This window comes from Bacillus salitolerans, from assembly GCF_042680805.1.
GTDB lineage: Bacteria > Bacillota > Bacilli > Bacillales > SA4 > Bacillus_CJ > Bacillus_CJ salitolerans.
Genome location: NZ_JBHUEM010000017.1, coordinates 1 through 24,694, shown reverse-complemented (window position 1 = coordinate 24,694; position 24,694 = coordinate 1). Strand labels below are relative to the sequence as shown.

The 24,694-nt window shown below is 36.0% G+C and carries 30 protein-coding genes and 2 pseudogenes; 8 read left to right on the top strand and 24 right to left on the bottom strand.

Going from position 1 to position 24,694, the window contains the following annotated elements:
* The 8 genes from ACFSCX_RS11465 to ACFSCX_RS11430 form a co-directional block, all read right to left on the bottom strand.
* A partial coding sequence (locus tag ACFSCX_RS11465; RefSeq protein ID WP_377928369.1) for an aldehyde dehydrogenase family protein occupies positions 1-404 on the bottom strand: 404 nt, incomplete at its 3' end.
* 71 nt (positions 405-475) lie between these two features.
* Positions 476-1,249 carry an enoyl-CoA hydratase-related protein gene (locus ACFSCX_RS11460; RefSeq protein ID WP_377928368.1) on the bottom strand — a complete coding sequence of 258 codons (774 nt, stop codon included), beginning with the start codon at positions 1,247-1,249 and terminating at the stop codon, positions 476-478.
* Positions 1,250-1,260: 11 nt separating this feature from the next.
* Positions 1,261-2,040 (bottom strand): enoyl-CoA hydratase/isomerase family protein, encoded by a 780-nt coding sequence (locus ACFSCX_RS11455; RefSeq protein WP_377928367.1) that lies wholly within the window; start codon positions 2,038-2,040, stop codon positions 1,261-1,263.
* A complete protein-coding gene (locus ACFSCX_RS11450) occupies positions 2,033-2,341 on the bottom strand; it encodes an EthD family reductase (protein ID WP_377928366.1) in 309 nt (102 codons plus the stop codon). The genes ACFSCX_RS11455 and ACFSCX_RS11450 overlap by 8 nt, the downstream gene beginning before the upstream one ends.
* A 314-nt stretch (positions 2,342-2,655) precedes the next feature.
* Positions 2,656-3,681, bottom strand: a complete 1,026-nt coding sequence (gene ytvI / locus ACFSCX_RS11445) for a sporulation integral membrane protein YtvI (protein WP_377928365.1) — start codon at positions 3,679-3,681, stop codon at positions 2,656-2,658.
* Positions 3,682-3,866: 185 nt separating this feature from the next.
* Entirely contained in the window at positions 3,867-4,142 is a 276-nt protein-coding gene (locus ACFSCX_RS11440) for a hypothetical protein (RefSeq protein ID WP_377928364.1), read from the bottom strand.
* 15 nt (positions 4,143-4,157) lie between these two features.
* A complete protein-coding gene (bshB2, locus tag ACFSCX_RS11435; protein ID WP_377928363.1) occupies positions 4,158-4,823 on the bottom strand; it encodes a bacillithiol biosynthesis deacetylase BshB2 in 666 nt (221 codons plus the stop codon).
* Between the two features lie 12 nt (positions 4,824-4,835).
* Positions 4,836-5,180 carry a YojF family protein gene (locus ACFSCX_RS11430; RefSeq protein WP_377928362.1) on the bottom strand — a complete coding sequence of 115 codons (345 nt, stop codon included), beginning with the start codon at positions 5,178-5,180 and terminating at the stop codon, positions 4,836-4,838.
* An 88-nt stretch (positions 5,181-5,268) separates the two neighbouring features.
* On the opposite strand from ACFSCX_RS11430, the gene ACFSCX_RS11425 reads away from it, so the two are divergent.
* On the top strand, positions 5,269-5,517 hold the full coding sequence (locus ACFSCX_RS11425; RefSeq protein WP_377928361.1) for a hypothetical protein: 249 nt from the start codon (positions 5,269-5,271) through the stop codon (positions 5,515-5,517).
* A gap of 75 nt (positions 5,518-5,592) precedes the next feature.
* On the opposite strand, the gene ACFSCX_RS11420 is transcribed toward ACFSCX_RS11425, so the two are convergent.
* The 3 genes from ACFSCX_RS11420 to ACFSCX_RS11410 all read right to left on the bottom strand — a co-directional run bounded on the left by ACFSCX_RS11420 (position 5,593) and on the right by ACFSCX_RS11410 (position 7,676).
* A complete protein-coding gene (locus ACFSCX_RS11420; RefSeq protein ID WP_377928360.1) occupies positions 5,593-6,288 on the bottom strand; it encodes a DNA alkylation repair protein in 696 nt (231 codons plus the stop codon).
* A 376-nt stretch (positions 6,289-6,664) separates the two neighbouring features.
* The gene (locus tag ACFSCX_RS11415) at positions 6,665-7,474 is read right to left on the bottom strand and encodes an Fpg/Nei family DNA glycosylase (protein ID WP_377928359.1); all 810 of its coding nucleotides are present in this window, start codon (positions 7,472-7,474) and stop codon (positions 6,665-6,667) included.
* Positions 7,475-7,529: 55 nt separating this feature from the next.
* The gene (locus ACFSCX_RS11410; RefSeq protein WP_377928358.1) at positions 7,530-7,676 is read right to left on the bottom strand and encodes a hypothetical protein; all 147 of its coding nucleotides are present in this window, start codon (positions 7,674-7,676) and stop codon (positions 7,530-7,532) included.
* Between the two features lie 127 nt (positions 7,677-7,803).
* On the opposite strand from ACFSCX_RS11410, the gene ACFSCX_RS11405 reads away from it, so the two are divergent.
* A complete protein-coding gene (locus ACFSCX_RS11405) occupies positions 7,804-7,932 on the top strand; it encodes a hypothetical protein (protein ID WP_377928357.1) in 129 nt (42 codons plus the stop codon).
* A gap of 220 nt (positions 7,933-8,152) precedes the next feature.
* Here the strand turns inward: ACFSCX_RS11405 and ACFSCX_RS11400 are convergent, their stop codons facing one another.
* On the bottom strand, positions 8,153-8,482 hold the full coding sequence (locus ACFSCX_RS11400) for a hypothetical protein (protein WP_377928356.1): 330 nt from the start codon (positions 8,480-8,482) through the stop codon (positions 8,153-8,155).
* A gap of 199 nt (positions 8,483-8,681) precedes the next feature.
* Here ACFSCX_RS11400 and ACFSCX_RS11395 point away from each other — a divergent pair, with 199 nt between their 5' ends.
* Complete coding sequence (locus tag ACFSCX_RS11395) at positions 8,682-9,785, top strand: DUF2515 family protein (RefSeq protein ID WP_377928355.1); 1,104 nt, start codon at positions 8,682-8,684, stop codon at positions 9,783-9,785.
* A 9-nt stretch (positions 9,786-9,794) separates the two neighbouring features.
* On the opposite strand, the gene ACFSCX_RS11390 is transcribed toward ACFSCX_RS11395, so the two are convergent.
* Positions 9,795-10,472, bottom strand: coding sequence for an HAD family hydrolase (locus tag ACFSCX_RS11390; protein ID WP_377928353.1), 678 nt, complete (start codon positions 10,470-10,472; stop codon positions 9,795-9,797).
* Positions 10,473-10,706: 234 nt separating this feature from the next.
* A complete protein-coding gene (locus tag ACFSCX_RS11385) occupies positions 10,707-10,886 on the bottom strand; it encodes a YozD family protein (RefSeq protein WP_377928352.1) in 180 nt (59 codons plus the stop codon).
* A 152-nt stretch (positions 10,887-11,038) separates the two neighbouring features.
* Between ACFSCX_RS11385 and ACFSCX_RS11380 the strand changes: the two genes are divergently transcribed.
* Entirely contained in the window at positions 11,039-11,224 is a 186-nt protein-coding gene (locus tag ACFSCX_RS11380) for a hypothetical protein (protein ID WP_377928351.1), read from the top strand.
* Here the strand turns inward: ACFSCX_RS11380 and ACFSCX_RS11375 are convergent.
* The 4 genes from ACFSCX_RS11375 to fabG form a co-directional block, all read right to left on the bottom strand.
* Positions 11,217-11,909, bottom strand: coding sequence for a hypothetical protein (locus ACFSCX_RS11375; protein WP_377928350.1), 693 nt, complete (start codon positions 11,907-11,909; stop codon positions 11,217-11,219). The genes ACFSCX_RS11380 and ACFSCX_RS11375 overlap by 8 nt on opposite strands.
* 610 nt (positions 11,910-12,519) lie before the next feature.
* Positions 12,520-12,735: a YozE family protein gene (locus ACFSCX_RS11370; protein WP_377928370.1), complete on the bottom strand. Its 216-nt coding sequence runs from the start codon at positions 12,733-12,735 to the stop codon at positions 12,520-12,522.
* A 163-nt stretch (positions 12,736-12,898) separates the two neighbouring features.
* Positions 12,899-13,252, bottom strand: coding sequence for an SCP2 sterol-binding domain-containing protein (locus ACFSCX_RS11365; protein ID WP_377928349.1), 354 nt, complete (start codon positions 13,250-13,252; stop codon positions 12,899-12,901).
* Positions 13,253-13,292: 40 nt separating this feature from the next.
* Entirely contained in the window at positions 13,293-14,036 is a 744-nt protein-coding gene (fabG, locus tag ACFSCX_RS11360; RefSeq protein ID WP_377928348.1) for a 3-oxoacyl-ACP reductase FabG, read from the bottom strand.
* Between the two features lie 438 nt (positions 14,037-14,474).
* Between fabG and ACFSCX_RS11355 the strand changes: the two genes are divergently transcribed.
* Both ACFSCX_RS11355 and ACFSCX_RS11350 read left to right on the top strand, forming a co-directional pair.
* Complete coding sequence (locus ACFSCX_RS11355) at positions 14,475-14,900, top strand: hypothetical protein (RefSeq protein WP_377928347.1); 426 nt, start codon at positions 14,475-14,477, stop codon at positions 14,898-14,900.
* Positions 14,901-14,944: 44 nt separating this feature from the next.
* Positions 14,945-15,460 (top strand): hypothetical protein, encoded by a 516-nt coding sequence (locus tag ACFSCX_RS11350; RefSeq protein ID WP_377928346.1) that lies wholly within the window; start codon positions 14,945-14,947, stop codon positions 15,458-15,460.
* 222 nt (positions 15,461-15,682) lie between these two features.
* On the opposite strand, the gene ACFSCX_RS11345 is transcribed toward ACFSCX_RS11350, so the two are convergent.
* Positions 15,683-16,390, bottom strand: coding sequence for a DNA alkylation repair protein (locus ACFSCX_RS11345; RefSeq protein ID WP_377928345.1), 708 nt, complete (start codon positions 16,388-16,390; stop codon positions 15,683-15,685).
* A 1,021-nt stretch (positions 16,391-17,411) separates the two neighbouring features.
* Between ACFSCX_RS11345 and katG the strand changes: the two genes are divergently transcribed.
* Complete coding sequence (katG, locus tag ACFSCX_RS11340; protein ID WP_377928344.1) at positions 17,412-19,595, top strand: catalase/peroxidase HPI; 2,184 nt, start codon at positions 17,412-17,414, stop codon at positions 19,593-19,595.
* A 402-nt stretch (positions 19,596-19,997) separates the two neighbouring features.
* On the opposite strand, the gene ACFSCX_RS11335 is transcribed toward katG, so the two are convergent.
* The 3 genes and pseudogenes from ACFSCX_RS11335 to ACFSCX_RS11325 form a co-directional block, all read right to left on the bottom strand.
* A complete protein-coding gene (locus tag ACFSCX_RS11335) occupies positions 19,998-20,570 on the bottom strand; it encodes a hypothetical protein (protein WP_377928343.1) in 573 nt (190 codons plus the stop codon).
* Positions 20,571-20,731: 161 nt separating this feature from the next.
* A pseudogene (locus ACFSCX_RS11330) lies at positions 20,732-21,244 on the bottom strand (nucleoside-triphosphatase); the annotation flags it as partial.
* Positions 21,245-21,286: 42 nt separating this feature from the next.
* Positions 21,287-21,748, bottom strand: a pseudogene (locus ACFSCX_RS11325) (NUDIX hydrolase); the annotation flags it as partial.
* A 624-nt stretch (positions 21,749-22,372) separates the two neighbouring features.
* On the opposite strand from ACFSCX_RS11325, the gene ACFSCX_RS11320 reads away from it, so the two are divergent.
* Positions 22,373-22,795 carry an RDD family protein gene (locus ACFSCX_RS11320; protein ID WP_377928342.1) on the top strand — a complete coding sequence of 141 codons (423 nt, stop codon included), beginning with the start codon at positions 22,373-22,375 and terminating at the stop codon, positions 22,793-22,795.
* Positions 22,796-23,067: 272 nt separating this feature from the next.
* On the opposite strand, the gene ACFSCX_RS11315 is transcribed toward ACFSCX_RS11320, so the two are convergent.
* Together ACFSCX_RS11315 and ACFSCX_RS11310 are read right to left on the bottom strand one after the other, a co-directional pair.
* Positions 23,068-23,388, bottom strand: a complete 321-nt coding sequence (locus tag ACFSCX_RS11315) for a hypothetical protein (protein WP_377928341.1) — start codon at positions 23,386-23,388, stop codon at positions 23,068-23,070.
* Positions 23,389-23,675: 287 nt separating this feature from the next.
* Positions 23,676-24,257, bottom strand: a complete 582-nt coding sequence (locus ACFSCX_RS11310) for a hypothetical protein (protein ID WP_377928340.1) — start codon at positions 24,255-24,257, stop codon at positions 23,676-23,678.
* Positions 24,258-24,694: the final 437 nt, after the last annotated feature.

Here is a 24,694-nt window from a genome sequence, read left to right as displayed (position 1 = left end):
CCGACAATCGCTCCTGCATAAAATTCAAAGTCTTCAATCGCTTGCATGACTTGACCTTGTGCTGCAGCTAAAGATTTCCCAGTATCTAAAATCTCCAATTCAACTAGTTCGTTGAAGCGAGCTCTCATAATAGAAGCAATTGTATTTAACGTTCTAGATCGCTTATTCACAGGAAATAGCTTCCATTTACCGTGATCAAATGCATGTCTTGCCGCTTGAACCGCTCGCTCTGTATCTTCCTTCGAAGCTTTTGCCACCTCTGCAATTGCTTCACCAGTTGCAGGATTGAAGGTTGTAAACGTTTCGCCTGAAGAACTTCCAACACGCTCACCGTTTATAATGAGTTCATACCGATCACGCTTCATCTCAAGTACTTCTAACTTTTCTTCTTTTACAGTTGTCAACGTACATCCTCTCCTTTTTACCTGTTTTTAGAATCTATCATGTAGATTCACTTTTGAGCTTAACAAAGACTTTATCTTCCTAAGAATGCTGGCTTACGTTTTTCTAAAAAGGCAGTAACACCCTCGCGGTGATCCATCGAAAGTCCAGCAATTCTTTGCCCTTGTGCTTCTAGTTCTAAGTATTCATCAAATGTAAGATGCCAACTGTTATGTAAGTTCCTTTTTATTAGTCCAATTGCTTTTGTTGGCATTTGAGCTAGGCGTTCTGCATAAGAAACGACTTCATCATTCCAATTATCTGTCGCGACAACCTTCGTCACTAACCCAAGACTCTGGGCATCGAGAGCCGTAATCTTCTCTCCAAAGACCGCTAGCTCTAACGCCTTTGCATGGCCTACTAGTTTTGACAAATAATATAGATTACCGGAATCAGGAATTAAACCTACATGAATAAATGCCTGCATGATACTAGCCTTTTCAGACGCAAGCCTAAAATCACAAGCTAATGCTAGACTTAGACCAGCACCAGCTGCAACACCATTTATTGCAGCAACAATCGGCTTTTCTACCTTAGCAAGCTGTTTCATCATTGGGCCATATCTTGTACGTAATACTTCTCCATGATCCATACTTTCATCAACACCTTCAAGATCTTGCCCCGAGCAAAAAGCACGACCTTCTCCAGTGATGACAATACATCTGGCATTTTCATCTTGATCTGCGGTCTTTAAAGCCTTCTGAACTTCCTTGTTCATTTGCTCATTAAAAGCATTAAGCTTATCAGGTCTGTTTAGCGTAATCCAAGCAACACTATTTTCAAGTGAGTACTTTATTGTTTCATACATGAACCTGTACCCTACTTTCCTTTATAATTTGGATTTCTTTTTTCAATAAAAGCTCTCATCCCTTCTTTTTGGTCCTCAGAAGAGAATAATAGATAAAAATTCTTACGCTCAAATTGCATACCTTCGTATAATGGATAATCAACTGCCTTAAGAACAGACTCCTTGATTAAACGTAAAGATAGTGGTGGTTTTTCTGTTAATTTTTTCGCAAATTTTATGGTTTCCTCCATTAATAACTCTTTGGAGATGATTCTATTGATCACTCCATATTGTAATGCTTCTTGTGCAGACATCCTGTCACCACTAAAAAGCCATTCCATCGCTTTCGTTTTCCCCATAAGCTTAGTTAGCCGTTGAGTGCCTCCCGCACCCGGCATAACACCTAAATTAACCTCAGGGAATCCCAATTCAGTTCCTTCAGCTACGAATAACAAATCGCAGCATAATGCTAATTCAAAACCTCCGCCAAAGGCAAATCCTTGGACAGCTCCAATTAGTGGCTTTTTTATTAATGCTAGTCGGTCCCAATCAACAAACTGATTTAATAGCTCAAGATCAATTGAACTATCATTACTCATTTCATCAATATCAGCTCCTGCAGCAAATGCACGGCCATTTCCTGAAAGAACGATGACCCTAACGTCGTCATCGCGATCAAACTGCAAAGCAACTGACACAATTTCTGAAACCATTTTACGATTAATAGCGTTTAACACTTTCGGTCTATTTAACGTGATAAACCCGATTTGGTTCTGCTTTTCGACCAGAATATGCTCAAACTGATTATTCATTCACTTCCTCACCAATCATTAAAGTTACTAGTTCTCCAGCAAAAGACATAAGGTCCTTTCCAGACGCTTTCGCTTCATCAGTTTTCATAGCTGTCTTAAGGGCTTCATGACTTTCATAGTACATTTCGCACATTAAATAATACTTACCTTCTCCCCCCATAGGTGAACCTACGACTCTAGTAACCTCCATTTTTTGAAGGCCTGGAATTTTTGCTGTAATAGGTGCGTGTGTACCAAAATAGTGAGCATCAAATGCTTGTTTATCCTCTGGATGTTTGTATAAAGCGATTAATTTTACCATAAAAAATATTCCTCCTAAGACTTATTGGTTTGGATAGCTAATAACATTCACTTAATTCACTTATCCTTACATTCTATTACCCTTGCAAGAAACTATGTCTTACAATTATGAAAGGGCTTTCAAGTGTTTGGATGCAAATTCAGTCGAGAACGTTTTTGTAACGTATATTTAACGCTATTATAGTATAACGTCACATACTTTTTCAACTTATATTCTGAATATTTATATTATTAGTAGAAAATACATCCTTATCTACCTAATTTCATTTAGTAAATTGCAAATAAAAAAGAGTATCAACTGATACTCTTTTTTCATTAAATCTTCCATTGAAATTTAATTAGCTCTGATTTTCGTAGTGTATCCATAATAATAACAACCGTTGGTCCTAAAATCAGACCTATAAATCCAATCATTTGAAATCCTAAGTACATACTAATGAGTGATGCCAAAGGACTAATACCCATACTAGAAGAATACACCTTTGGTTCAATCACCCTTCTTATAACAGTGATAATTAAAAATAATAGCAAAAGGCCAAATCCCACTTCTTGGGAATTTGTAATAAAACTATAGACCGCCAGTGGAACTAACACGGAGCCTGTACCTAAAACAGGTAAGATATCAACGCACATTATGACAATCGATAACAATATTGGGTAGTCGACCTTTAATATAAACAGCCCACTATAAGCAAGGAGAAAGGTCAAGATACTAAACAAAAACTGTGCCTTAATAAATCCAATTCCAGCTTTATTCAGTTGATGATACATAAACAGGATTTTTTCTTTCGTTTGATCTGAGAACCATGTTAATAAACTACGCTTTACTTTAGGAAGATCATAGCTAAAAAGAAATAATGAAATGAAATACACTAACACCTCTAACAGGATATGGGGAATCGATGTAAATAGTAATATGGTCGATTGTGTTAAGTTTGAAGTAGCTGAAAGCAAAGATTGTTCTATCGAATAAAAGCTAGATTCAATAGAAAGAATCAGATCTTTCGGTACATTTGCCGAGAATATTTCCCACTTATTCAAATATATACCGATTATTCGATTTACCTCAGCTAGAATTGACGGTAAATTATTTGAAAAATACACGAGTTGTTCAATTAATTTCGCTACAACCACATAACTAATAAACCCTATAATAGAGAGAAAACCGATAAAGATAACAGTAACTGGCAATAGTCTGTTAGACTTCCATTTCTTTTGTAGAAATACAACTACCCCTTCAAACATAATGGCGGTTAAAAATCCTAAAATAAGCGGAACACTTTTCGGCAAAAGCAAAAGAATAAGTAGTATGACTATGGATAAAATGATATATTTTTTCATGTGTACGTCCCGCACTCTCTTTCAATCATCATCATTTATATAATAAAAGTTACTTGAAGCCCTATCCTTTTACAAGAAAAATTCACAAAAAAATAAGATATATTTTCAAAAAGTCTTGATTGTTGATATCCTGCTGTAGGAACCTTTTAATACTTGAAAAATCCTCTCTAATTTGAGAGGATTTTCTATTTTGTAGCAGTTAGCTTTGTTATTTCTTCTTCATAAATTCTAATTAGTACTAACTTATCTTGATCGGTTAGTTTGGATTGAATAATTCTTCTCACGGCAAGATGAAACTTTTGATAGGGGGATACCCTTACTCTCGGGTGAGACAGTTCATCTTGTAGGTCAACCTGAATTGCGTTTAGTAAGGTTGTATGGGCATCTTCATTTGATTCAAGTGATCGATTAATCCATATTTGCCGAAATGCGTTCAAAATGTCTTCAGATGAATGATTCATGAATGCCTACCTCTCTTAGTCATTAAACCTATATGTCCAAAACACTTCTCTTGAAAGCCAGTTTTTTGTATCCGGGTCACCATTTTTTAATTTTTCCTCTAGCCCGGCTACAAGCTGGCTCGTTTGACTTTTATGAGCTTTTAAGGAAGCAATCTTTTGATCTGCTACTTCTTCAATATTAATTCGTATATCGGGATCCCCTAAAACATCACGGCAGTCTTTCGAGAATGCCATTGCATAGACGATTGGACGGTTTTCTTTATCCAATCGCGATATAGCTTTGATTGTGGCTGCTCCGCAAGCATCATGGTCTGGGTGGACAGCAAATCCAGGATAATGTGTAATAACAAGTGTTGGCTTTAGTTCATCTAATAATTTGTAGATGGTATCAGCCACTTCTTCTATGTTTTCAAACTCAAGCGTTTTATCCCGGTAACCTAATAAACGTAAATCCTTTATTCCCATTGCATCACAAGCTTCTTCTAATTCTTTTTTTCGAATTAGTGGTAGCGATTCGCGATTTGCAAAAGGAGGTAAGCCCATGTTTCGTCCCATTTCCCCAAGTGTTGCACAGGCATAAGTAACAGGAACACCTTTTTTTGTATGGAGAGTAATCGTTCCAGAGGCTCCAAATGCCTCGTCATCTGGGTGAGGTAAAACTACAAGGATATGTTCTTTCATCATTTCCACTCCTTATTCAAATGGGGTCTCACTTAATTGAAAGGCTACCGCAAGTCTTCCATCAGGGTCGTGACCTGCAACGATTAAGCGGCCACGTTCGTCCATTTCCCAATCGGTCAATCCTTCTGCATATACCCAACCTAATTCAATTTTTAATCCAACCCTAAATGGGCCATCCCCCGTAATGCTTCCTAATTCATATTTTATTTTGCCATTTCTTATATACGCACCAACAACCATGTTTTCATGCAAATGACTAGCATAAGCCCCATTTGTAGTTTCCAAATGTAAATAAACGTCTTTATTTCTGAACATGTCTAATTTCTGCTGGAGAATTTCTTTCACAATCGGTTTCATAACTTCAGCCTCCACAAATTTATGTATGTAGGTTTTAAAACAAGGAAACAATGATAGAAGAGTAAATTTTTAACAAAGGGTGATACAATTGGAATTAAAGGAAAATATGATTTTTTCAATCACAGATAAGTTTATCCCAAACTTTAGCAAAGCGAAAACTTTACGTATTTTGTATTTAAATGAAAAGACAGTTAAAGTGGAACTTAGTAACTCCACCCGAGGAGCATTTCCAATTGAACAATTCAAAGGTTTAATTCGAAATGAATCCCTCATTCTTTCCAAAGAGGTACCGAAAGTATTTGAAGTCTTAGAAAGTCCTTCTGAAGATACTGCTTAATACCATAATTAATAATACCATGAACAGACCTAAAAAGTGAGTTGGATGCTCTCTACCTCACTTTTTACATGAATGTTAAATCAATTCTCTTGATTTCAGCCACTTTAAGCCTTCACGCTTACTTAAATTTGCTAATTGCTCATCATATTTATAAATGAAAGCGATAACTGCTTCCTTATTCACCTTTGAGTACTCCCTCAGTGCCCAGCCTATCGCTTTATTAATAAAAAATTCCTTTGTACCAATAGAACGGCTCAGTATGGAAAATAATAATTCTTCATCCGTTTCTTCTTTATATTTGAGTTGGAATAAGATAGCTGTTCTTTTTAGCCATATATTATCGGACTGAAGCCATTTCTCAGAGTATACACGGATCATTTCTGGAAATTTCTTAAAATAAACTCCTGCATGATTCTGGGCGATATGATCAACCGTATCCCACCATGACTTATTTGTAATTAAGTATTCAATGGTTTCAATATCTGTTATATCAGGTTGCTCCTTTATTTTATAATCCATTAAGTACAAGGCAGCTATTTGGAGCTCTCGTTCTGGTAATGCATATAACTGAAAAATGCAATCAGATAGATTTTCTAACCTTGGATAGCCTTTGTCTTTTAAAAATAATTTCGTTATCTCTCTCATTTGTGGTGCCCTTAATCCAAAATACAGAAATTGCCTCCTCATATATTGAGACATTCTGTCAGCTTCTTCTCTATTCTGATGAACTGAAAAACGGTTCACCAATTCACTTACGTATGGATTCGTCATATAATCATCTCCTTCCCTTATTTATTCGAAACAAATGTATATTTTTCCTCTAAAGAAGTTTAGCCTCAGACAGAGCAAATGTTCCTAAATGTGATATAGTGCGCTTTTCCCCTGTTACTCATTTAGGGTTCCCACTCCAACTGGCGGTAAAAAACAAAACCGCCAGTTGGAGTCCAATGGGTTCAACTAACCTTCAGAAAAAATCACGGATAGAAGTTTCACTGTATCTGACCGCGAGTAGGAAGAAATGGAAAGGATCGTAACCATTTCATCTTGGCAGGGCGCTGGAGCTTGATTTAGCCGTAACATTTTATAAACTAAACACCAGAATCTAATATTAAAAAAGAATCCGGAGTAACCGGACTTCTGAAGACACTTAATGCTGGCAACCTTTACAGTAGAAGCATTTTCTAGATGAAAGCTCATCCTTTACAATCGGATGACCGCATCGTTCACATGTTTCACCTTCTCTATCATAAACATAACAATGCTGATTATATCCACCTGTTAACAAATCATTTTTGTAAAGGGGGCGTTCCATATATCCTCCAAGTTCATAAGCTCTCTTTAGTACATATCGTATACTTCTATATAATGACTCCTTCTCCGTATCTGTTAAGTCATTACATGTCTTCATAGGGAGCAGCTGTGCATGATAACAAATTTCATCAGAATAACAGTTACCAATACCAGCTATAAATTTTTGATCAACTAAGGTGGTCTTTAGCTTCCCTCTTTTACCTTTAATAATAGATAAAAACGCTTCAAATGAAAAAGAAGGTTCTAGTGGCTCGGGACCAAGTTTTTCTAATTCCTTCGCTATTCCTTCTTCTGTATATAGGTGTAAATACCCTAAGCGTAAGCCGATAAAAAACAGTTCCTTTTCATTAAAGTCGAATATGACTTGTTTGGTCCGCTTAGGCTGATCTTGATTGGAGCCGACATACATAATTCCACCTAACATTAGATGCAATAGTAGTCGATAACCGTTTCCTAATTGAAAAACAAGATGCTTACCTCTTCTCGTAATTGCTACAATCCTCTCACCTATAACTAGCTCCTTAAATTGCTCTACTGGAATATTAATTGATTTTTCTCGTGTTATCTTAATATCAGTTATCGTCCTATTTAAAACTTGCTCTATAAGTAATGCTCGATAGTTCTCCATTTCCGGTAGTTCTGGCATCCTTTCACCTACTTTATTTATAAGCTTTAGCAAAAAAGGCGCTTTATAAAGCGCCTTAACTAGGATCTACCTCATCAAATGATAAAGTTGTCACTTTCGTGTAATCCCCTTTATTTTTCTCCCTTTCAGTTGCCTCTTCTCTTAATTCTTCACTGTCATCCATTCCTGGTGCAATTGTTGGTTCATTTTGATTTCGTTTCAATATGATCACCTCAATATTACTTTTCCTTATGTTTTCTTATTACATTCACTTTTTTCGAAAAGCATAATTTTCCACCTATTTTTTTCTATTAGTAAGAAAAACTAAATGTTGATAAGGAGGGGTATCAATGGGCAAAAAGCACCGAAATCGTATTAATCAGCCTAAGAAAAACAATCATATTCCACCTGAAGCCATCGTTGCAGAGGAAGAAGCACACGGAAAAGAAAACTCTGCAAAAGAAAGAAAAAACACATAAGAATTAGAACAAAAGGCGCAAGCGCTCCGTTTAGCCACGACATGCAAATGTTCATAAATGAGAAAAAAAGGTACTTTTCCCTTTTTAGGACATTTGACCTCGAGTGGCTTGGCGCTGAGCCGGATTACAAAAGAATATCGTAAATTTGGTACAATAAAAACTTATATTCCTTTTCTTTAAAAAAGAAAAGTCGGAGATGAACTCTCCGACTACCCTTTACTTACCTAACATGAACACGACCGATTTTTATCCATCCTTCAGTTTGAAGCTGATAATAGGTTTTTCCACCTAAGCCCTCATCAAAGAACAACACGTCTCCAGTTCGAATAAATCTTGCCTTCGTATTTTTAGGCATTAAGTCCCTCACGTTAAATATTCGATATACCTCATAAATAGCTTCTGAATGGCTAGATGCCTCTACTTCTAACCTATGTACCACTTTATATCCTTTAATATCACCAATCTTAGGAGTTTGCATAATTGTTATGTCATAAACACTTTTCCCTTTTTTTCTATGATACGTCTGTTGTGTAGCTTCAGCCTGACCCATTCACATCACCCCAAAGACACTCTTTTTCCTATCATACTAAGAAAAAGCAAAAGATCTTGTCACTTTGTCTTGAAGAAATATGAGTTCTTTTGTCAAAAATATACATTCTTTAGCGGAATACTTCTCTTTTTTACTTTTTGGAATGTCTCCTTCCATTTTTAATAAACATGATGGAGAGTCGTTCTAAAGGGGTGAAGTTATGTGTATCAAGAACATTTTATCTCAAAGACAAAAATTGAAAAAGGTTTCAACGATTACTAATCATGACTTTTCCATTCTGCAAAAGCAGCTTACTAGTGAGCTATCAAAACCAAATACTCTTTCTATTTCACTCGGTGATGAGATCAAGGTTGTGCAAAGGATTCGATCAAAAACTACTACCTTGAACCAAAACAACATAACGAGAACGAAAGCCTATTTGGATTTTTTCAAGGAGCATCCAGAGGTTCATTGGGCACTGTTGGCCCATATGGTATCAAGAAATGGTGGATGGAATATGACGGACTTAAAGGGTTCTCTTATCGGTCCGCTATTATCAAATGAATTAGTAAACCTTTACTTTGAATGTTTAGAAAGAGCAAACGCTCTAATTTTCAATGATGCCTACCCACAATTATTATTGTATGCAGAAAGTAAAATAACAGGAACAAACCTGTTCCACCTACTCCCAAACCTTTCAGTGTCAAAATTCATGGAACCTATTTGGAACTATTTTTTGAAAACAAATAATTCTCATCTTTTAACCGTTGCACTTATCATTAATGAACAACAGTATATACAAGGAAGAGTTATAGATCATCCCAAATATAGAGAGGAGGTATTTAACTCCATTTTATTTAAAGCACAAGAAAAGCTAGGCTTTACGGAGGTTTTCTTTCCGTATAAACAAAAAAAACGAATTGAACTTGCCGGATTAACCATCCAACACTTTCAAGACGTTTACTCCCGTATTACAATTGGCAAAAGATTATATGGGATTCTATTCCAGCAAATTCATAAGCAAGCATTGTCGTTTGCCACCAAACATCCACACACAGGTTCAAGAGAGGATTTTTGGCCAACAATTTTCTCTAGTAGCGAGGTGAGTGAGGCAAGTAAGCGAATATATAGTCCGTTTTTAGTGAAGGCATGGAAAGATTATCCCCACCAATTTACTGATAACTATGACTGGTTCAACGATTACCAAACTATACAGCTCTTGACTGATTTTGAAATACCAACCATTTTTAGGATAACAAGTGATTATAAAAGCGATATACAAAAGCTACAGTATATAAACGACCTTTCATCTATAATCAATTAAAAATTGTATTCATCCGTTTTGGTCAAATAACTCTAAAATGAGGCTTGGCAACTCGCTTATGGATGCACATCGTTTATGTGCATCAGCAGATCCCCAATTAGGATTTTCACACCAAATGGTCATTAAACCTACTTTTTTAGCTGCTTCAACATCATCAATTGGGTGGTCACCAACAAAGATGCTATCGCAAGCTTGTACACCTAAACTTGTTAAAGACAGATCGAATATTCTTTCATCCGGCTTTCTTAAACCAACCTCTTCTGAGATGATAATATGATCGAAATATTCCTCAAGTTGTAAAGAAAGTATCGTGTTTCGTTGAAATACTTTTTTACCATTTGTAATCATTCCAAGTTTGTACCCTTCTTGTTTTAGCCAAGACAACATGTTCAGAGTATCATCAAATAACACACTAAATGTTGGAAAGTCGTTTATGTAATTTTGTAAAAGCTCATCTGCTCCAATATGGTTAACACCTAGTGAGTTTATTAATTGCTCATAAACAATGTCCTTCCATACGTGCCCGTTTTTATCTAATTTCGTAAACTCACTACGGAACTGGTCAAAAGAAAAATTAACATGACTTTCTAGTAATGTGCGATATTGAGAAGTTAAAAATAAATACAAGCTCTGCTTTCTATTATGTAACGTTCCATCCAAATCAAATATGACTGCTTTTTCCCTCATCTTTGTATCCTTCCAGTATGTGACATAACCACTATTATACAGGACGATTGGGAAAATTTCATGAATACAGAAAGATTTTTAAGCCAATCAGAATTTAAGAGCAAAAGTTCTGTCAATTATGATTGGTTATAGATTTTAATAAATCTTGTAGAGGTGATTAAGTTTTCTTTAATCAACTTTTTATATCCTTTCAAAACAAATAAAAAGTGACGAGAATCTCTATTTCCCGTCGACTTAGTCTTCCTCTTCTTCCCAAACCTCTTCAACTACTTGTTTTGTTAATAGGTAATCAAATACAATATCCGATATTTCATCAACCTCATCTTCGCTAGGGACATAACCTCTTTTCATTAGCTGGTCATAAATAAATTCTGACATTTCCTCTGTATCAATGACGACTTCAATTTCTCTCATGTTATCACCCCTTATTTCGATTTATGTTTCCGTCCACCTTTTTATGTCAAAAAGATTTTCCTCAAAAATTGAAAAAGGGTTCTATTAAACTATCAAGGTTCATATGCTCTACTATTCAAGATTTTGGACAAGCCTTTAAGGGAGGAACGATGATGGAAAAGGTATATGACTTTGCAAATGAGGAATTAAAACGCAATCAATATTTATCCAATACAGAAGAAATTTCTACATTTGATGAAGTGATGGAAAAAGTCACGGCCAGCATGTTTAAGGTCATTATTTTTGGAGGTATTCCATACTTTATTTGGGTTTTTATTCAATTTATTTTTCTTAATTGATTTCTTCACCTTTCCCATCGGTGAACTTCATCAAATTTTGTAATACAAGGTCCATAACATTTTTATATTCCTCATCCCCGAAGGTCTTATATAAAAATTGGTAATCATTATATACATCTAACAATCCATCGATTATCGCTCGCCTTTCCCTTCGTAGCCGAAGCAATTCCTTTTCTGTTTTACGGTGGAAATTCATAGACTGTAACATCTCCATCATTAAATTTTCTTTCTTTTTTATATAAATGAGCTCTATTTTTTGTAAAAACATTGGAGCCTGTTCATGATCGGCGATAAGTATCATCTCATCTTCACTAGCCTCTAGCCATTCACCGTCTGACAGCCTAGATAATTCATACACAATATCTTCCCAAGCATCTTGTTTGTATCGCCATATCTCAGATCGTAAACCGACAACTTTAAATAAATCATCTCCGTAATCCTTTATTTGAACGATATCCCCAAAATAATAGTTAAATTCAATTGATACTGCCTCTTTTTTTGTCTCCTGTCCTTTGTAATGATTTATGTTTTCTAACGTGTTTTCTAAAAATATTCCATCTTTGTTGTTGAGTTCATATACATACATGCCATTCACCATTTTGACGTTTGTGATTTTACTCACCGTACCGTATAGAGTAATCACGACGATATCCCCGACCTTAAACTTCGGTTTTTTATTCTTCAAGGCTATCACTCCTTATGGCGTCGTGACGAATTAATACTGTATTATATGCACCTATTCAAAATTCGCTAATGGGAAATCAGCCATTAGAAAAGTAGAAATTTTTACATAGGGTAAACAAAGAAAAAAAGTATAGATCATCACTCTATACAAAAGGATAAAACACCTCATTTTTTCATCGGTCTGCTTTTCTTTTTTTCGTACAATCGATCATTTGCTTCCTTAATTAGTGCTTCCTCAGATTCTTAGATGGATGAATGGTAGCACACCCAGAACTAACTGTTAAATACGGATGCATGTGTGATCTTCGGAAATGTCTTTGATGAGACGTCTCTCAGACATTTCTAGTCGATTTCTTGAGGGAAATGTCTTTGATCAGACATCTCTCAGACTTTTCTAAACGTTTTCTTGCGGGAAATGTCTTTGCGTTTTCTCGCGGGAAATGTCTTTGATCAGGCATCTCTCAGACTTTTCTAGTCGTTTTCTTGCGGGAAATGTCTTTGATCAGGCGTCTCTCAGACATTTCTGGTCGTTTTCTCGGAGGAAATGTCTTTGATCAGGCATCTCTCGGACTTTTCTAATATCCATAAAAAAATAACGCTCTTTATGAGCGTTATGCATCCTGCTTATATAATTCCCAGGCGTCATCAAAGATGGACATGCTCGATAAATAATGCCCATTTAACTCGAGGTAATTGGTTAACTCATAGTAATCTTTCGACTGCTTTGGAAAACTGTGATCCTCATAAGCAGCATTTGCGAATACAGATATTGAATTATCTGGTTTACCCATGCGATATTTTAATAAAAAATGGTAAAAAGATTTCATCAACCGCTGTCCTCCTGAATCTCTGTTGTGCTGCTTGAATCATTATTATAACAAAAGGTCAATGTTTGTCCAATTTATATAGTGGCTTTTCATTCATTCTTTAAGATAATCGTCCAAAATGAATGATCAACCATTCATTTCGTGACGGATATTTCACATTGTTTTATTCATTTAGATTATATTGTTTTAAAATTGTTTCCAACTTCATTGCTTTCGTAATATCACCATTGATTTTCAATTTCCCTGTCATGAAAGCAACTGTTCCACTTAAATTTCCGGTTAAAAACTTGTAAAAGCTGTTTCGAGACATCGTTAATGTGCATTCCGGTGAACCATCATTTCCTTCCACCACAGTTGCCTGTCCTTCTTGCAAATGTAATTGATACGTTCCTTCTTCTTCTCCCTTAATATTAAATTGATAGATTAGATTTGTACCTGAAATCGGTTCTGGATTTTGATTAAATACTTGTTCAATATTTTGCATCGTTTCTGCTAAAGTAACTTGTTTTTCACTCATGAAAATACCCCTTTTCTTAAAATGAATTAGTAAGACTTACTTATGGCATCAAAAATCCGCCACTGACACATATACATTCACCATTCACAAAGCTAGAATCATCAGAGGATAAGAACGATACCACTGACGCAACTTCTGACGGATCCCCCATTCTTCCTGCTGGCGTAAGTAAGAGTCCCATCATTTTAATATTTTCGGGTAGGAGATTTGTCATTTCCGTATCAATTTGTCCTGGTGCAATGGCATTGACGGTAATATGTTTACTACCATTTTCTTTGGCAAGTGTTTTCGTTAAGCCGATCACACCAGCCTTTGAAGCACTGTAATTAGCTTGCCCCATATTTCCCCAGCTTGAGGTTGAGGAAATGTTAACAATCTTTCCATACTCCTGAGCCCTCATCTTAGGTATAACAGCCTGACATGTATGGAACATACTATTCAGATTCACATTTATCACAGTGTCCCATTGCACTTCTGTCATCTTATGGAAAAAGGTATCTCTTGTAATCCCTGCGTTATTCACCAAAATATCGATTCTTCCAAGCTTTTCGTAAATCTGTTCAAAAACAGCTTTTACTTCCGCTCCTTCTGATACATCACATACCATGGGAATAACTCGTTCTCCTGTTGGATCTAACAATTTGGTTGATTGCTCTAGCTTGTCTTGATTAATATCTAAAGCCGCAACAGTAGCCCCATCTTCGAGTAGTCTTTCTACGATTTTAGCACCAATTCCTTGCGCGGCTCCGGTTACAACAGCAATTTTATTTAGTAATTTCCTCACCATTTCACTCCTTGCTAGTCGAAAATTGAATTACAACCTATTTTCCATCTAGTAAATTCCAAATTTCTGAAATTTATAATAATTTTACCATCCGTTTGTGCATATGTAAATCTACCAATCTTATATTAGGATAATAATTGTAGAATAATACAAGGCCCTTATATGCTCCTTTTGTCCGTTATTTTCTTTTGGTGCTTAAAAAAAGATTGATTAAAACTTCCTCCAATTGTTTCTACAATTACAAATCTTGTTTACTTTCTGCAGTACTTACTAAAATAACAATGCCACAAGTAAAGATTTAAAATATACTATTATATATATCTACCAGAACAAGTATTGAAATATATTCCTCTACGTTAAAGAAAAGCTTACATATAGAGATAAATATAACGTAGGGTTTATTACAGATAGAACCTTACTTACAGGAGGAGAGAAGTAATGAAAAAATGGACGATTTCAATATTTTCTTTTATCGGAATGGTTGTCATTTCCATTACATGGTGGCTTCTACAATCACCTGTACCTAGTGGAATCTATCTAGAAAAACATGCAGGTTCAGAAGTCTTTGAAATTGTAGAAAATGAAACAATGATGGAATTTTCTTTGCCGTTTCAATGGGTAAAGTCACATCCTTGGGAAAATCCGCCTGTATTACAAGATGTAGTACTGCGCGACCAGCATGGGGAAGGAATAGCGAGTATTCAAGGAGTATATCCGTTAAGCATAGATGAACGTCATAACGATTGGAAGGCTAGATTGGTCCCTGGGAAAATCGAGTTTCATATTAACGGAAAACGAACGCCAATCGATAGAGGATCTAAGATAACATCTAATCTGACAGACTGCATAATGAATATGTATTAAATCAATTACATTTATCTTATAAGGGGGAAGAATTAGTTTTTTCATTGGATAAATCCTTTAAGCTTCTACCTTTGGAAAAGAAGGATGCCAACTTACGTCAAAGGTGGGAAGTACAATCACTATGGCCACTGCGTGATGATCAAGATGAAACGAAAGGTATGATTATTCAATTAGTTGGCCCAGCTGATTCTGTTTTGGAGGAAATTCTATATTGGCTTCCAGGTATGTCGGAGGATTATTTTAAAAATCACGTCCTTTATTCTTTTGACGCAAATATAGATGAGAATATGGATGAAACATATAAATTTGAAGGAGAGACTGTAACCTTACAACTGACATTGACATCAGAAGAGCTTACCCTCTTCCTGCCATATACACCATCAATCATGGCAGAAATAGAACATTCAATTGTCCATTTAGGGCCATATTTTCTTATTTCAGATAAAGATCACCAGGAATATTATAGCGGGGGAATGAAAACATGGGGACCTTACGATCATAATTGGAAGGAATATCTAATTGAGTCGTATAAAGCTAGTTCCCGTTTGAATGAATATTAAGCTGGGAAATGCAAATGGCTTTCTTCTACCTTTCGAAGTAGAATTTCACACTACCTATCCGATGTATGTTTGTAATTATCAAGACCTAAATTGTAAAAATAAAAGGTGGTACATATTAGTCATGATTAATATGTATCACCATTTTACTTCACTATCTTTAGGTTTTTCTTAAAATGACATTTTCTCCTTTAATTGTTGGCGAAATAATTCAAAAAAACAATGCTAACACCTAACATATTTACGTTTGAAACCAACTCCTCCTCTATCTAGTTCCTTTTGGATATTGTCAGAAGCAAGTAGGATACTGCTTTTTTTCTCGTCTTTCTTGATTTCTACTGCTCCAACTGACTTTGCGGTGTCAACCGCCTTCTCGTGAAGTGGCACATAAGAAATAGCGACGGTGTAAATAAAATTATTCATTGCTGATTTTGTTCGATTAGGAGAATCGTGAATCATATTTTCTACCTGATCAAGCATACTTGCAAGCTTACTTGCACTAAATTCGCTGTCCGGGCGATTACCTAAAAGCCAGCAGTAACAGCTCCAGCCTGCCGACATTTTGAGTTCTTCCCCGCTTGCGATCCATTTATCAGCAACAGCTTGCGCAATATCAGTCTCAGCCAACGTTACTGCAACCACATAATCAGATAACATATAAAAATACGCCGTATCTATCCAACGTTCAAAATCCGCCTCCGTCATGATCATTGGGTCCGCAATAATACCTGCGAAATACATTGCATCGTAGTTCCCTGTGGCATAAAGCTGCTCTGCTAAAGGCTGATTGTTCTTTATTTTCTTAGCAAGTGGTTTCATTGCCCCTGTCGCCACCCCAAAAAGCGGTTCTTTTGCACCATTGCGAATATAAGTCTTTTTAATTCGTTCTTTGCCAAGCTCTTCAAGTTCCTGCATAACCGTTTCAAAATCCATTGTTAACACTTCCTCCCTTTTATCAAGATATCCATTTTCTTTTATCCCTATCTAGTAATGCATTTACAATTGGAAACTTTCATTAATGAGAATGACACTGCTCTATTTCTAACCAATAAACAGAAAGGGCGTCCTATATCTATAGCTTTTTCAATACTTTCATATTCATTTATTGTTCACTTAATTCTATCATCCTTCCTCATTATTAAAAAAGCTGCAAATCTTCATTTTCTATTCAATTATATTAGTTCAAACACCTCAATAATACTCTCCTAGCTCTAGGTATATCAGTTGAGGCGACAAATGCTTTATCTTCTTGTATGGTAACTAAAACAATCAATTATTGGGAAGATATTCCTTTTTTGTATTATAAAAGCGTAAAGCCCGAAAGAAATTCTATATTATGAAATTAATTTACTTGAATAAACAAAATAAATACTAAACAAAATCGCAAATCAACACCACCAAATACTAAAAAGTCAACGTTTTCAAAAAAATAAATTCTGAACCAACAATCGCACTAATACAATAGATTATATCGTTCTTTGGATAGTCTATATCTGACTGAGATCGCGAATTTCTTGATGCTTTCAACAAAAGCACTTTAAAAGTTAACCTACATTTATCTCTAGAGGGAGTCATTCTATCATTAAATGCTGGTTTTTTACTGGCAAGGAGAACAGTTTTGGATTTCTGCTGAATTCTGAAAGTTTAACATTACTTCAGAAAATGAAGGGAGTTCACATATGTGAAACTTCTTCTTATTTCGTTCAATATGGTTCAAAAAAAGACAGGCTATAAATCTCACCATTGTCTAGGAACATATTCCCTCTTCTTGTATATTAGCCATATCCATGCAAATGAAAAAATTATTGAGTATTTTGAGTTGTTATACTTTTAATACAAGTAATAGTTTATTATAATGATAATATAATAATTATTATAATCTAGTTCATCGGTTTATTGCGACTAGAATCATAATTATTTTGATAATTCATTTCCAAATAAGGAGGAAACATTTATGGATGCAAACAACAATACGAACATTGGAAAGTGCCCGTTCTCGCACGGTAGTGCTACTAGTACTAAATCTAGTGGTACGACAAATCGAGACTGGTGGCCAAATCAATTGAACTTGAATATTCTACACCAACATGACAGAAAATCGAATCCGATGGGAGAAGACTTTGATTATGCAAAAGAGTTTCAAAAGCTAGATTACCATGCTCTTAAGAAGGATCTTCACAATTTAATGACAAACAGCCAAGATTGGTGGCCAGCTGATTATGGACATTATGGTCCATTCTTTATCCGTATGGCTTGGCACGCTGCTGGTACATATCGTACAGGAGACGGTCGTGGTGGTGGTGGTACTGGCGCACAACGATTTGCTCCACTGAACAGTTGGGCTGACAACGGTAACCTTGATAAAGCACGCAGGCTACTATGGCCGATTAAGCAAAAGTATGGAAACAAGATCTCCTGGGCTGATCTTTTGCTTCTAACTGGGAATGTGGCAATTGAATCAATGGGTGGAAAGACATTTGGTTTTGGAGGTGGACGCGCTGACATTTGGCATCCAGAAGAAGATATCTACTGGGGTTCTGAAACTGAAATGCTAGGTGACAATCGTTACACAGGTGATCGTGAGCTAGAAAATCCACTTGCTGCCGTTCAAATGGGTCTTATCTATGTTAACCCAGAAGGCCCAAATGGTAACCCAGACCCGCTAGCAAGTGCACGCGACATCCGCGAAACCTTTGCACGTATGGGAATGAATGATGAAGAAACCGTTGCACTTACAGCTGGCGGCCATACTTTTGGTAAGGCACACGGTGCGGGAGATGCTGCTCATGTTGGTCCAGAGCCAGAAGGTGCTTCTATTGAAGCCCAAGGCTTAGGTTGGTTAAGCACACACGGAACTGGAAAAGGGCGTGACACCATCACAAGTGGTATTGAGGGAGCTTGGACGGCTAATCCGACAAAGTGGGATAATGGTTACTTTGACTTACTGTTTGGTTATGAATGGGAGCTTACAAAGAGCCCTGCTGGTGCACACCAGTGGACACCAGTAAATCCTGCTGAGGAGCATCTTGCACCAGATGCAGAGGATTCATCTGTTCGTGTTCCAACCATGATGACGACCGCTGATATGGCAATGCGTATGGATCCAGCATATGAAAAGATTTCTCGTCGTTTCCATGAAAATCCAGAAGAGTTTGCTGATGCATTTGCTCGTGCATGGTTCAAACTATTACACCGTGACATGGGTCCCCGTTCAAGATATTTAGGTCCAGAAGTTCCAGAAGAAGAGCTGATCTGGCAAGATCCTGTACCTTCTGTCAATTATGAATTAACTGATGAAGAAGTAGCAAAGATTAAAGTATTGATTCTAGACTCAGGGCTTACAATCAGTGAGCTAGTCACAACAGCTTGGGCTTCAGCAAGTACCTTCCGTGGCTCAGATATGCGCGGTGGTGCGAATGGTGCTCGCATCCGTCTAGCTCCACAAAAGGATTGGGAAGTGAATCAACCGGAACAACTTACAAAAGTTCTTACTGCATTAGAGGGTGTTCAAAAACACCTTGATAAGAAGGTCAGCCTTGCCGACTTGATTGTGCTCGGTGGTAGTGCCGCAGTAGAAAAAGCTGCACAAGATGCAGGTTTCGATGTTACGGTTCCTTTTTCTCCAGGCCGTGGCGATGCAACAGAAGAACAAACTGATGTAGAAAGCTTTGCCGTGCTAGAACCTGTCGCAGATGGTTTCCGCAACTATCAGAAGAAAGAGTATAGTGTAAGTCCTGAAGAACTCCTAGTGGACAAAGCACATCTATTAAACCTTACTGCACCAGAAATGACTGCACTTATTGGTGGAATGCGTGTACTCGGCACAAACTTTGGTGGAACAAAACACGGTGTGTTTACTGATCGAGTAGGTACACTCACGAATGACTTCTTTGTGAACTTACTTGACATGGGCGTAGAATGGAAGCCTGTAAGCGGTGGCGTTTATGAAGGACGTGATCGTAAGACTGGTGAAGTAGTACGTACAGCAACAAGAGTTGACCTAGTATTCGGGTCAAACTCCGTTCTACGTGCCATTGCAGAAGTTTATGCTCAAGAGGATAACAAAGAGAAGTTTGTCCGTGACTTTATCGCTGCCTGGGTCAAGGTAATGAATGCAGATCGATTCGATCTTGAGTAAAGGCTTCTTCGGTCCTACAGTATTATATTCTTATAGATGTTATTAAGTAACACCCTACTCTAAACTGTAAAGACCGACTATTTATAGTCGGTCTTTATTTAGATAAACATGAGGGTCGTTCTATAGCAAAGCTTGCAAAGGAGTTTCTACTTTTATGAGCAAATCTATACGATAATGTGTCTAGTCTTGATACTAAATTACCCCTTGTGTTACTTAGCCCCCCTCATATGATATCCTTATAATTTACTCAATAGCTGCTATCACTCTATCTATGTTAATCAGACAAATCATTCTTTTTTGTAGCTGAGTTGAGCTTTATATTCTATTCTTTCAGCTCATCTCGTTCTTCACGGTTACCCTTGTGATTGACGATAACCTTTGTATTTAATTAATCCATTAAAATCAGGGTAAATATCGTTCAATAATAAAAATGACTTCACCATTCTTTTCATATAACTTTAGAAATCCTCCCCCCAGCTCAACAACTTCCTCCCATTGCACGTTTTGGGGATACATATTACCCGTTCTGTTCAATAGATAAATCGGTACATTATTATTGATACTGATGAGATCATTTACCTCAGACTCCTTTAAGTAAAACCCATTTGGAGAGTCCTCATCTTGAACCATATCTGCATATGTTATATTCAATTCTAATTGATCCCCCTTAATGTCAGCACCATTATAAATAGCAGTTCTAAAATCGATAGTCTGATGAACGAGATCCTGAAGGACTTGAAGGTTGATGTCCATCATAGAGGTTTTATCTTGTAAGAGAGAATTAGCTGTCTCTAACTCTTTTAATTGAGAATATTTCAACTGAATTAACGTATTAAGCTCCTCCATTTTTTCTTGTTGGCCTCTATTCATCTTTTCAAGCTCTATGATTCTACTAGATAATTGACGTAAACTCTCCTCCTTTTGTTCTTCTGCAGCTGAGTCAACATGGAGACATCCTCCCGTAAATAGCAACAAAACAAGCAAAACCTTAACCCGATAATGTTTTATAATAAACACCCTCTTCTAAATATTACTTAATCACTAGGATATATAAATTATAATACGCCTTGATTATCACCTTTTCTATTTCACTCATTCAATCATATGTAATACATATCAGCGACCTACATCCACTTTTATCGATGACCTAACGAATTCAAGATATCTCTTACCATAGGTTCCGATATCATATCACGATTAAGATCATTTACATTAATGATCTCTGCTCCTTTAAAATATTTAATTTTGTCTATTTCAGGATGGCTATCTATAGGGATTGTGCCCAGAATCATTTTACTATAATCAGTAACAAGCTCTTGAACTAGTTTTTGAAAAGAGCTTGATAGCATCTGCATATAGCCAATTTCATCAATTACAATTAATTCCTTGGAACTCATAGCTTCATTTAATACGTTTATAGCAAATTCTTCGAACTTTTCAATATCAATCCCGTACCTTCCAAATCGTGTTTTGCTTGGACTTTCTACGTTCGCAAATTCCACACTTTGTCCATTGATTGAAACGCACCTGAAACCTACTCGGCCATTTGAATTTGTTATCCCCTCCGTATAAAATCCACCACAAACATCTGCTCCAATTTTATTAATTAATTGTTTTATTATAGTTGTTTTTCCAATTCTAGGCTTTCCAGTGAGTAAAAAAACACGCTTAGAATCCTTATGTGCACTGTCTATTCTTGACAAGAGCTTGTAATTGGGAGGGTTTAAATTCCACGTCTCATAAGGGACCGAGTTAGCCTCGTTTATTGCATCAAGTATACGTGATTTTAAATGAGGACGTTTAATGTATTCATCAATATTTGTTTCATCCATCTCTAAAAATTTTGCTTCTAGAATCTCTTCGGGTTGAATTCTAATATCACCACTTATGTATTCTCCCTTAAAAACTACAGACAATACGTGAATCCGCTCATTGTAGTAGACGCCCGATATTCCAATTGGGCGTATGACGATTCCTGTTTCTTCGAAAAATTCCCGACAAACAGCAACATCAAGTGACTCACCGGCCTCTACAAATCCCCCAGGTAATTCCCAAGTGTCCGAACGCAAATGCGTTCGGACCATTAAAACTTGTCCATCCTCATTTTTTACAAGTGCTGAGACAGCAACCAAATGTTTTGACTGATTATTCATTTATTTCCACCCACTTATTGTTCCTCCGTTAACTTAAACTTTCGTTGATTAATATAGATCATCAATATAATATTAACATAATATTCCAATAATAAGTCAGGTATTCTCTAACCCTATTGAACATAAAAGAAGATCGACTCTTTTTACCGATCTTTCCCCCCTGTTTTTTCTACAATTAGCTATTTTCTTCAAAAAAAATATCCTTAATTAAAGTGAAATTCAAGTGGTTTCGTTTATTACTCCAACTGTTCAAAATAGTTTATACATTAAACTGAATTCCGTTTGGAATGAGTTTATGTAAATATCAAAATTGTAAACATAGAACATTTTAGATAATAATTCTTTGAATGATTCATTACTTTAAAGTACGATCCACTGCTGACATAATTCCATTTTTTTCAAATAACGGTAATCACTTTTTTGTCCTACGATATCTACATACAAAAATATGAGTGTAGTAAGTGACCCAAAATATGATTGGAACTATTTTTGCAATTGTAACAGGATCTGTACTAGCTCTATAAAAAGAATTATTTTAGATATGATTAAATATAGTCATATAGCGTCACTACTTGAATATTTATCTGTAATGTATATTTATTGCTTCAAGAAAGGGGATGGGATATGGTAAGTAACCCAGCTGGTTTTTGGGTGAGGTTAGGTGCATCTATTCTTGACGCTATACTTCTATTCATTGTAGTAGGAGTAGCGAGTCTTCTTATTTATCAACAATTCCTCGTAGAAAATAATCTTATAACGAATATTATCGAAATATTATATGCGTTGTTGCTTCCTGTTGTTTGGCATGGATATACAGTTGGCAAACGAGTACTAGGGATACGTATCGCTCGATTAGACGGTAATAAAGTGGGCCTTGGAACCATGATCCTTCGGAATGTCGTAGCAGGATTAGTTTATGTGATAACACTTGGCATAGGAGTTATTGTTAGTGCTTTAATGGTTGGAATAAGAGAAGATAAGCGTTCGATTCACGATTTTATTGCAGGGACCTACGTTACCTATGATGAACCTGAAAAGAAGCCTTAATGGAAGGTTTAGAAAAATATTACAAACATACACGCTCCTCAGATACAAATGTTAACAGCATCTCAATGGGTACCCATACTTAACAATTGTGGTGCTTTTTTTTTGTAGCTCAAAATTTTGCATGTTCCATTTTGAGGAGGTGCGTTTATTTTTAGAACCATGACAATATTGGCCAATTTCTTTTCTACTAATTATCCATAATGAAGCATAAAAAAGAGTGTGATTTTCGACCATTTGATCAAGTATTGATTATTAACCTAACAAACTGGAATTTAACATCCTACTCTTCTTCTGTCACGATAAATAATCATTGTAATAGCATTTAATAGAATGGTAACTATGAGAAGAATTGCTGCGACAAATGCCACTGCGCCGGTAGTGTCCATAAGAGCAGACCAATCCTCTATCTTTACTAGATGATAATTATAAAAAATTTGGAAACATAGTGACATAGCACAAGCACTCATACTTATTATGGAAAGTGTACCCCAATACCTATGATCTTGCTTTTTATCGTGCAAAAGATTAACAACAGGAAGTATCCAAGCAATTAGTCCAAGCGCAAGGCTGCCAAGATTTAGTAAACCACTCATATCTGTCCCCCCTTTTGTGGTAATCCCAACTAATAGTCCTATCTACCAATCTCATCAAAAGATTTAGGTGATGAGGTTTGTTGACTTTACTAAGTAGGTATTCTTCAAATTTAGTCAAGTACCTTCTAAATCAACTAAATTCTAAAAAAAGTGACCAGCCGTAGCTGATCATTATTTTTAACAAAGAATACAGCCCCCTCCATCAATTTGATATGTAATATTCGAGAGAGTTTTGATTTAAATAGTAAACACTCGACTAAATTAACGATTATAGTGATACTTTCTTATCACTCAAACCCGGCTTCTGGTATGGAGAGCATAACATGATCCAATAAATGATAATCATACAATCTTCCTTCATAAACTAGTTGGAAACGTGGATGAATTAAAAAGTCATTTGGTGTGACAAGAGTAGAAGGAAGATTCCATAAGTCCAAGCCACTTTTTTCAAAAACCTCCGCAACAAATTGGGAGCAAAAGTATTTATTTCTTGAATGAATCGGATAGCGAAAAGCCACACCAACAAGTCCCAACCAATTATATGTATATAGTTCTTTATTATTATTAAAGTATTGGATTACATTTCTGATATGAACGAATTCCTTTGATGTAACATCAATTTTTAATAATAGGCATTTCGTATTATAAAAATATCGGTAAGTACCGAAGTAGACATCTTCTCTTATAAAGCCAGCAATCAAAGGATTTCGAGGGTATTTCCGTCCAAAGCTATAGATTTCATTTAGGTTTTCGTCAAAAACAATGGAAACATGATTATATGGTGCTTTTGTAAACCATTTGATTAACTTATTGAATATTGAGCCAGTGTCGGTCAACAAAACATAAACTGTCTTTGTTTCCTTATCCATATGTTCCTCCTGTCCCTTTCCCCTTACGAGAGTTAATCTATCTCTACTTTAGTCCCCTTTATTTTTTTCACGGAGGTAGAAATGAGCAAAACTTACTGCCTGCAAGATACTGAATGTAATTCTTTACAGTTTTAAATGCCCTTAAATGTTCTATAGATAATTCCGAGAAAACCTTGTTCTTATCTATATAGTTTAAAAGTTAAAAAGCTTGAAATTTGAACCATTTTGTGTATTATTGGATAACTTTTGTGCTAAATTTCGTCCGAATCAAGAACTGAAACACAAATAAGAATCACTCTTATTAAAAAGAGTTGAACCTCGTTTCATAGATTAGTGTGACTGCTAAACTAAAGTAGACAGTTTCTGCTAGATAAGATGAAACACTTATTACCCAAATATACCAGATAAAAATAATAACCTTTCATTGTATGATGTCA

Excerpts from the sequence above, each read along its gene's own strand:
- ACFSCX_RS11390 (WP_377928353.1), bottom strand. The coding sequence starts at position 10,472 with ATGAGGGAAAAAGCAGTCATATTTGATTTGGATGGAACGTTACATAAT.
- ACFSCX_RS11385 (WP_377928352.1), bottom strand. The coding sequence starts at position 10,886 with ATGAGAGAAATTGAAGTCGTCATTGATACAGAGGAAATGTCAGAATTT.
- ACFSCX_RS11365 (WP_377928349.1), bottom strand. The coding sequence starts at position 13,252 with ATGAGTGAAAAACAAGTTACTTTAGCAGAAACGATGCAAAATATTGAA.
- ACFSCX_RS11380 (WP_377928351.1), top strand. The coding sequence starts at position 11,039 with ATGGAAAAGGTATATGACTTTGCAAATGAGGAATTAAAACGCAATCAA.
- ytvI (WP_377928365.1), bottom strand. The coding sequence starts at position 3,681 with ATGAAAAAATATATCATTTTATCCATAGTCATACTACTTATTCTTTTG.
- ACFSCX_RS11405 (WP_377928357.1), top strand. The coding sequence starts at position 7,804 with ATGGGCAAAAAGCACCGAAATCGTATTAATCAGCCTAAGAAAAACAAT.
- bshB2 (WP_377928363.1), bottom strand. The coding sequence starts at position 4,823 with ATGAAAGAACATATCCTTGTAGTTTTACCTCACCCAGATGACGAGGCA.
- ACFSCX_RS11430 (WP_377928362.1), bottom strand. The coding sequence starts at position 5,180 with ATGAAACCGATTGTGAAAGAAATTCTCCAGCAGAAATTAGACATGTTC.
- ACFSCX_RS11415 (WP_377928359.1), bottom strand. The coding sequence starts at position 7,474 with ATGCCAGAACTACCGGAAATGGAGAACTATCGAGCATTACTTATAGAG.
- ACFSCX_RS11450 (WP_377928366.1), bottom strand. The coding sequence starts at position 2,341 with ATGGTAAAATTAATCGCTTTATACAAACATCCAGAGGATAAACAAGCA.
- ACFSCX_RS11455 (WP_377928367.1), bottom strand. The coding sequence starts at position 2,040 with ATGAATAATCAGTTTGAGCATATTCTGGTCGAAAAGCAGAACCAAATC.
- ACFSCX_RS11370 (WP_377928370.1), bottom strand. The coding sequence starts at position 12,735 with ATGAAATCTTTTTACCATTTTTTATTAAAATATCGCATGGGTAAACCA.
- ACFSCX_RS11310 (WP_377928340.1), bottom strand. The coding sequence starts at position 24,257 with ATGGATAAGGAAACAAAGACAGTTTATGTTTTGTTGACCGACACTGGC.
- ACFSCX_RS11315 (WP_377928341.1), bottom strand. The coding sequence starts at position 23,388 with ATGAGTGGTTTACTAAATCTTGGCAGCCTTGCGCTTGGACTAATTGCT.
- ACFSCX_RS11400 (WP_377928356.1), bottom strand. The coding sequence starts at position 8,482 with ATGGGTCAGGCTGAAGCTACACAACAGACGTATCATAGAAAAAAAGGG.
- ACFSCX_RS11355 (WP_377928347.1), top strand. The coding sequence starts at position 14,475 with ATGAAAAAATGGACGATTTCAATATTTTCTTTTATCGGAATGGTTGTC.
- katG (WP_377928344.1), top strand. The coding sequence starts at position 17,412 with ATGGATGCAAACAACAATACGAACATTGGAAAGTGCCCGTTCTCGCAC.
- ACFSCX_RS11320 (WP_377928342.1), top strand. The coding sequence starts at position 22,373 with ATGGTAAGTAACCCAGCTGGTTTTTGGGTGAGGTTAGGTGCATCTATT.
- ACFSCX_RS11420 (WP_377928360.1), bottom strand. The coding sequence starts at position 6,288 with ATGACGAATCCATACGTAAGTGAATTGGTGAACCGTTTTTCAGTTCAT.
- ACFSCX_RS11440 (WP_377928364.1), bottom strand. The coding sequence starts at position 4,142 with ATGAATCATTCATCTGAAGACATTTTGAACGCATTTCGGCAAATATGG.
- ACFSCX_RS11460 (WP_377928368.1), bottom strand. The coding sequence starts at position 1,249 with ATGTATGAAACAATAAAGTACTCACTTGAAAATAGTGTTGCTTGGATT.
- ACFSCX_RS11395 (WP_377928355.1), top strand. The coding sequence starts at position 8,682 with ATGTGTATCAAGAACATTTTATCTCAAAGACAAAAATTGAAAAAGGTT.
- ACFSCX_RS11345 (WP_377928345.1), bottom strand. The coding sequence starts at position 16,390 with ATGGATTTTGAAACGGTTATGCAGGAACTTGAAGAGCTTGGCAAAGAA.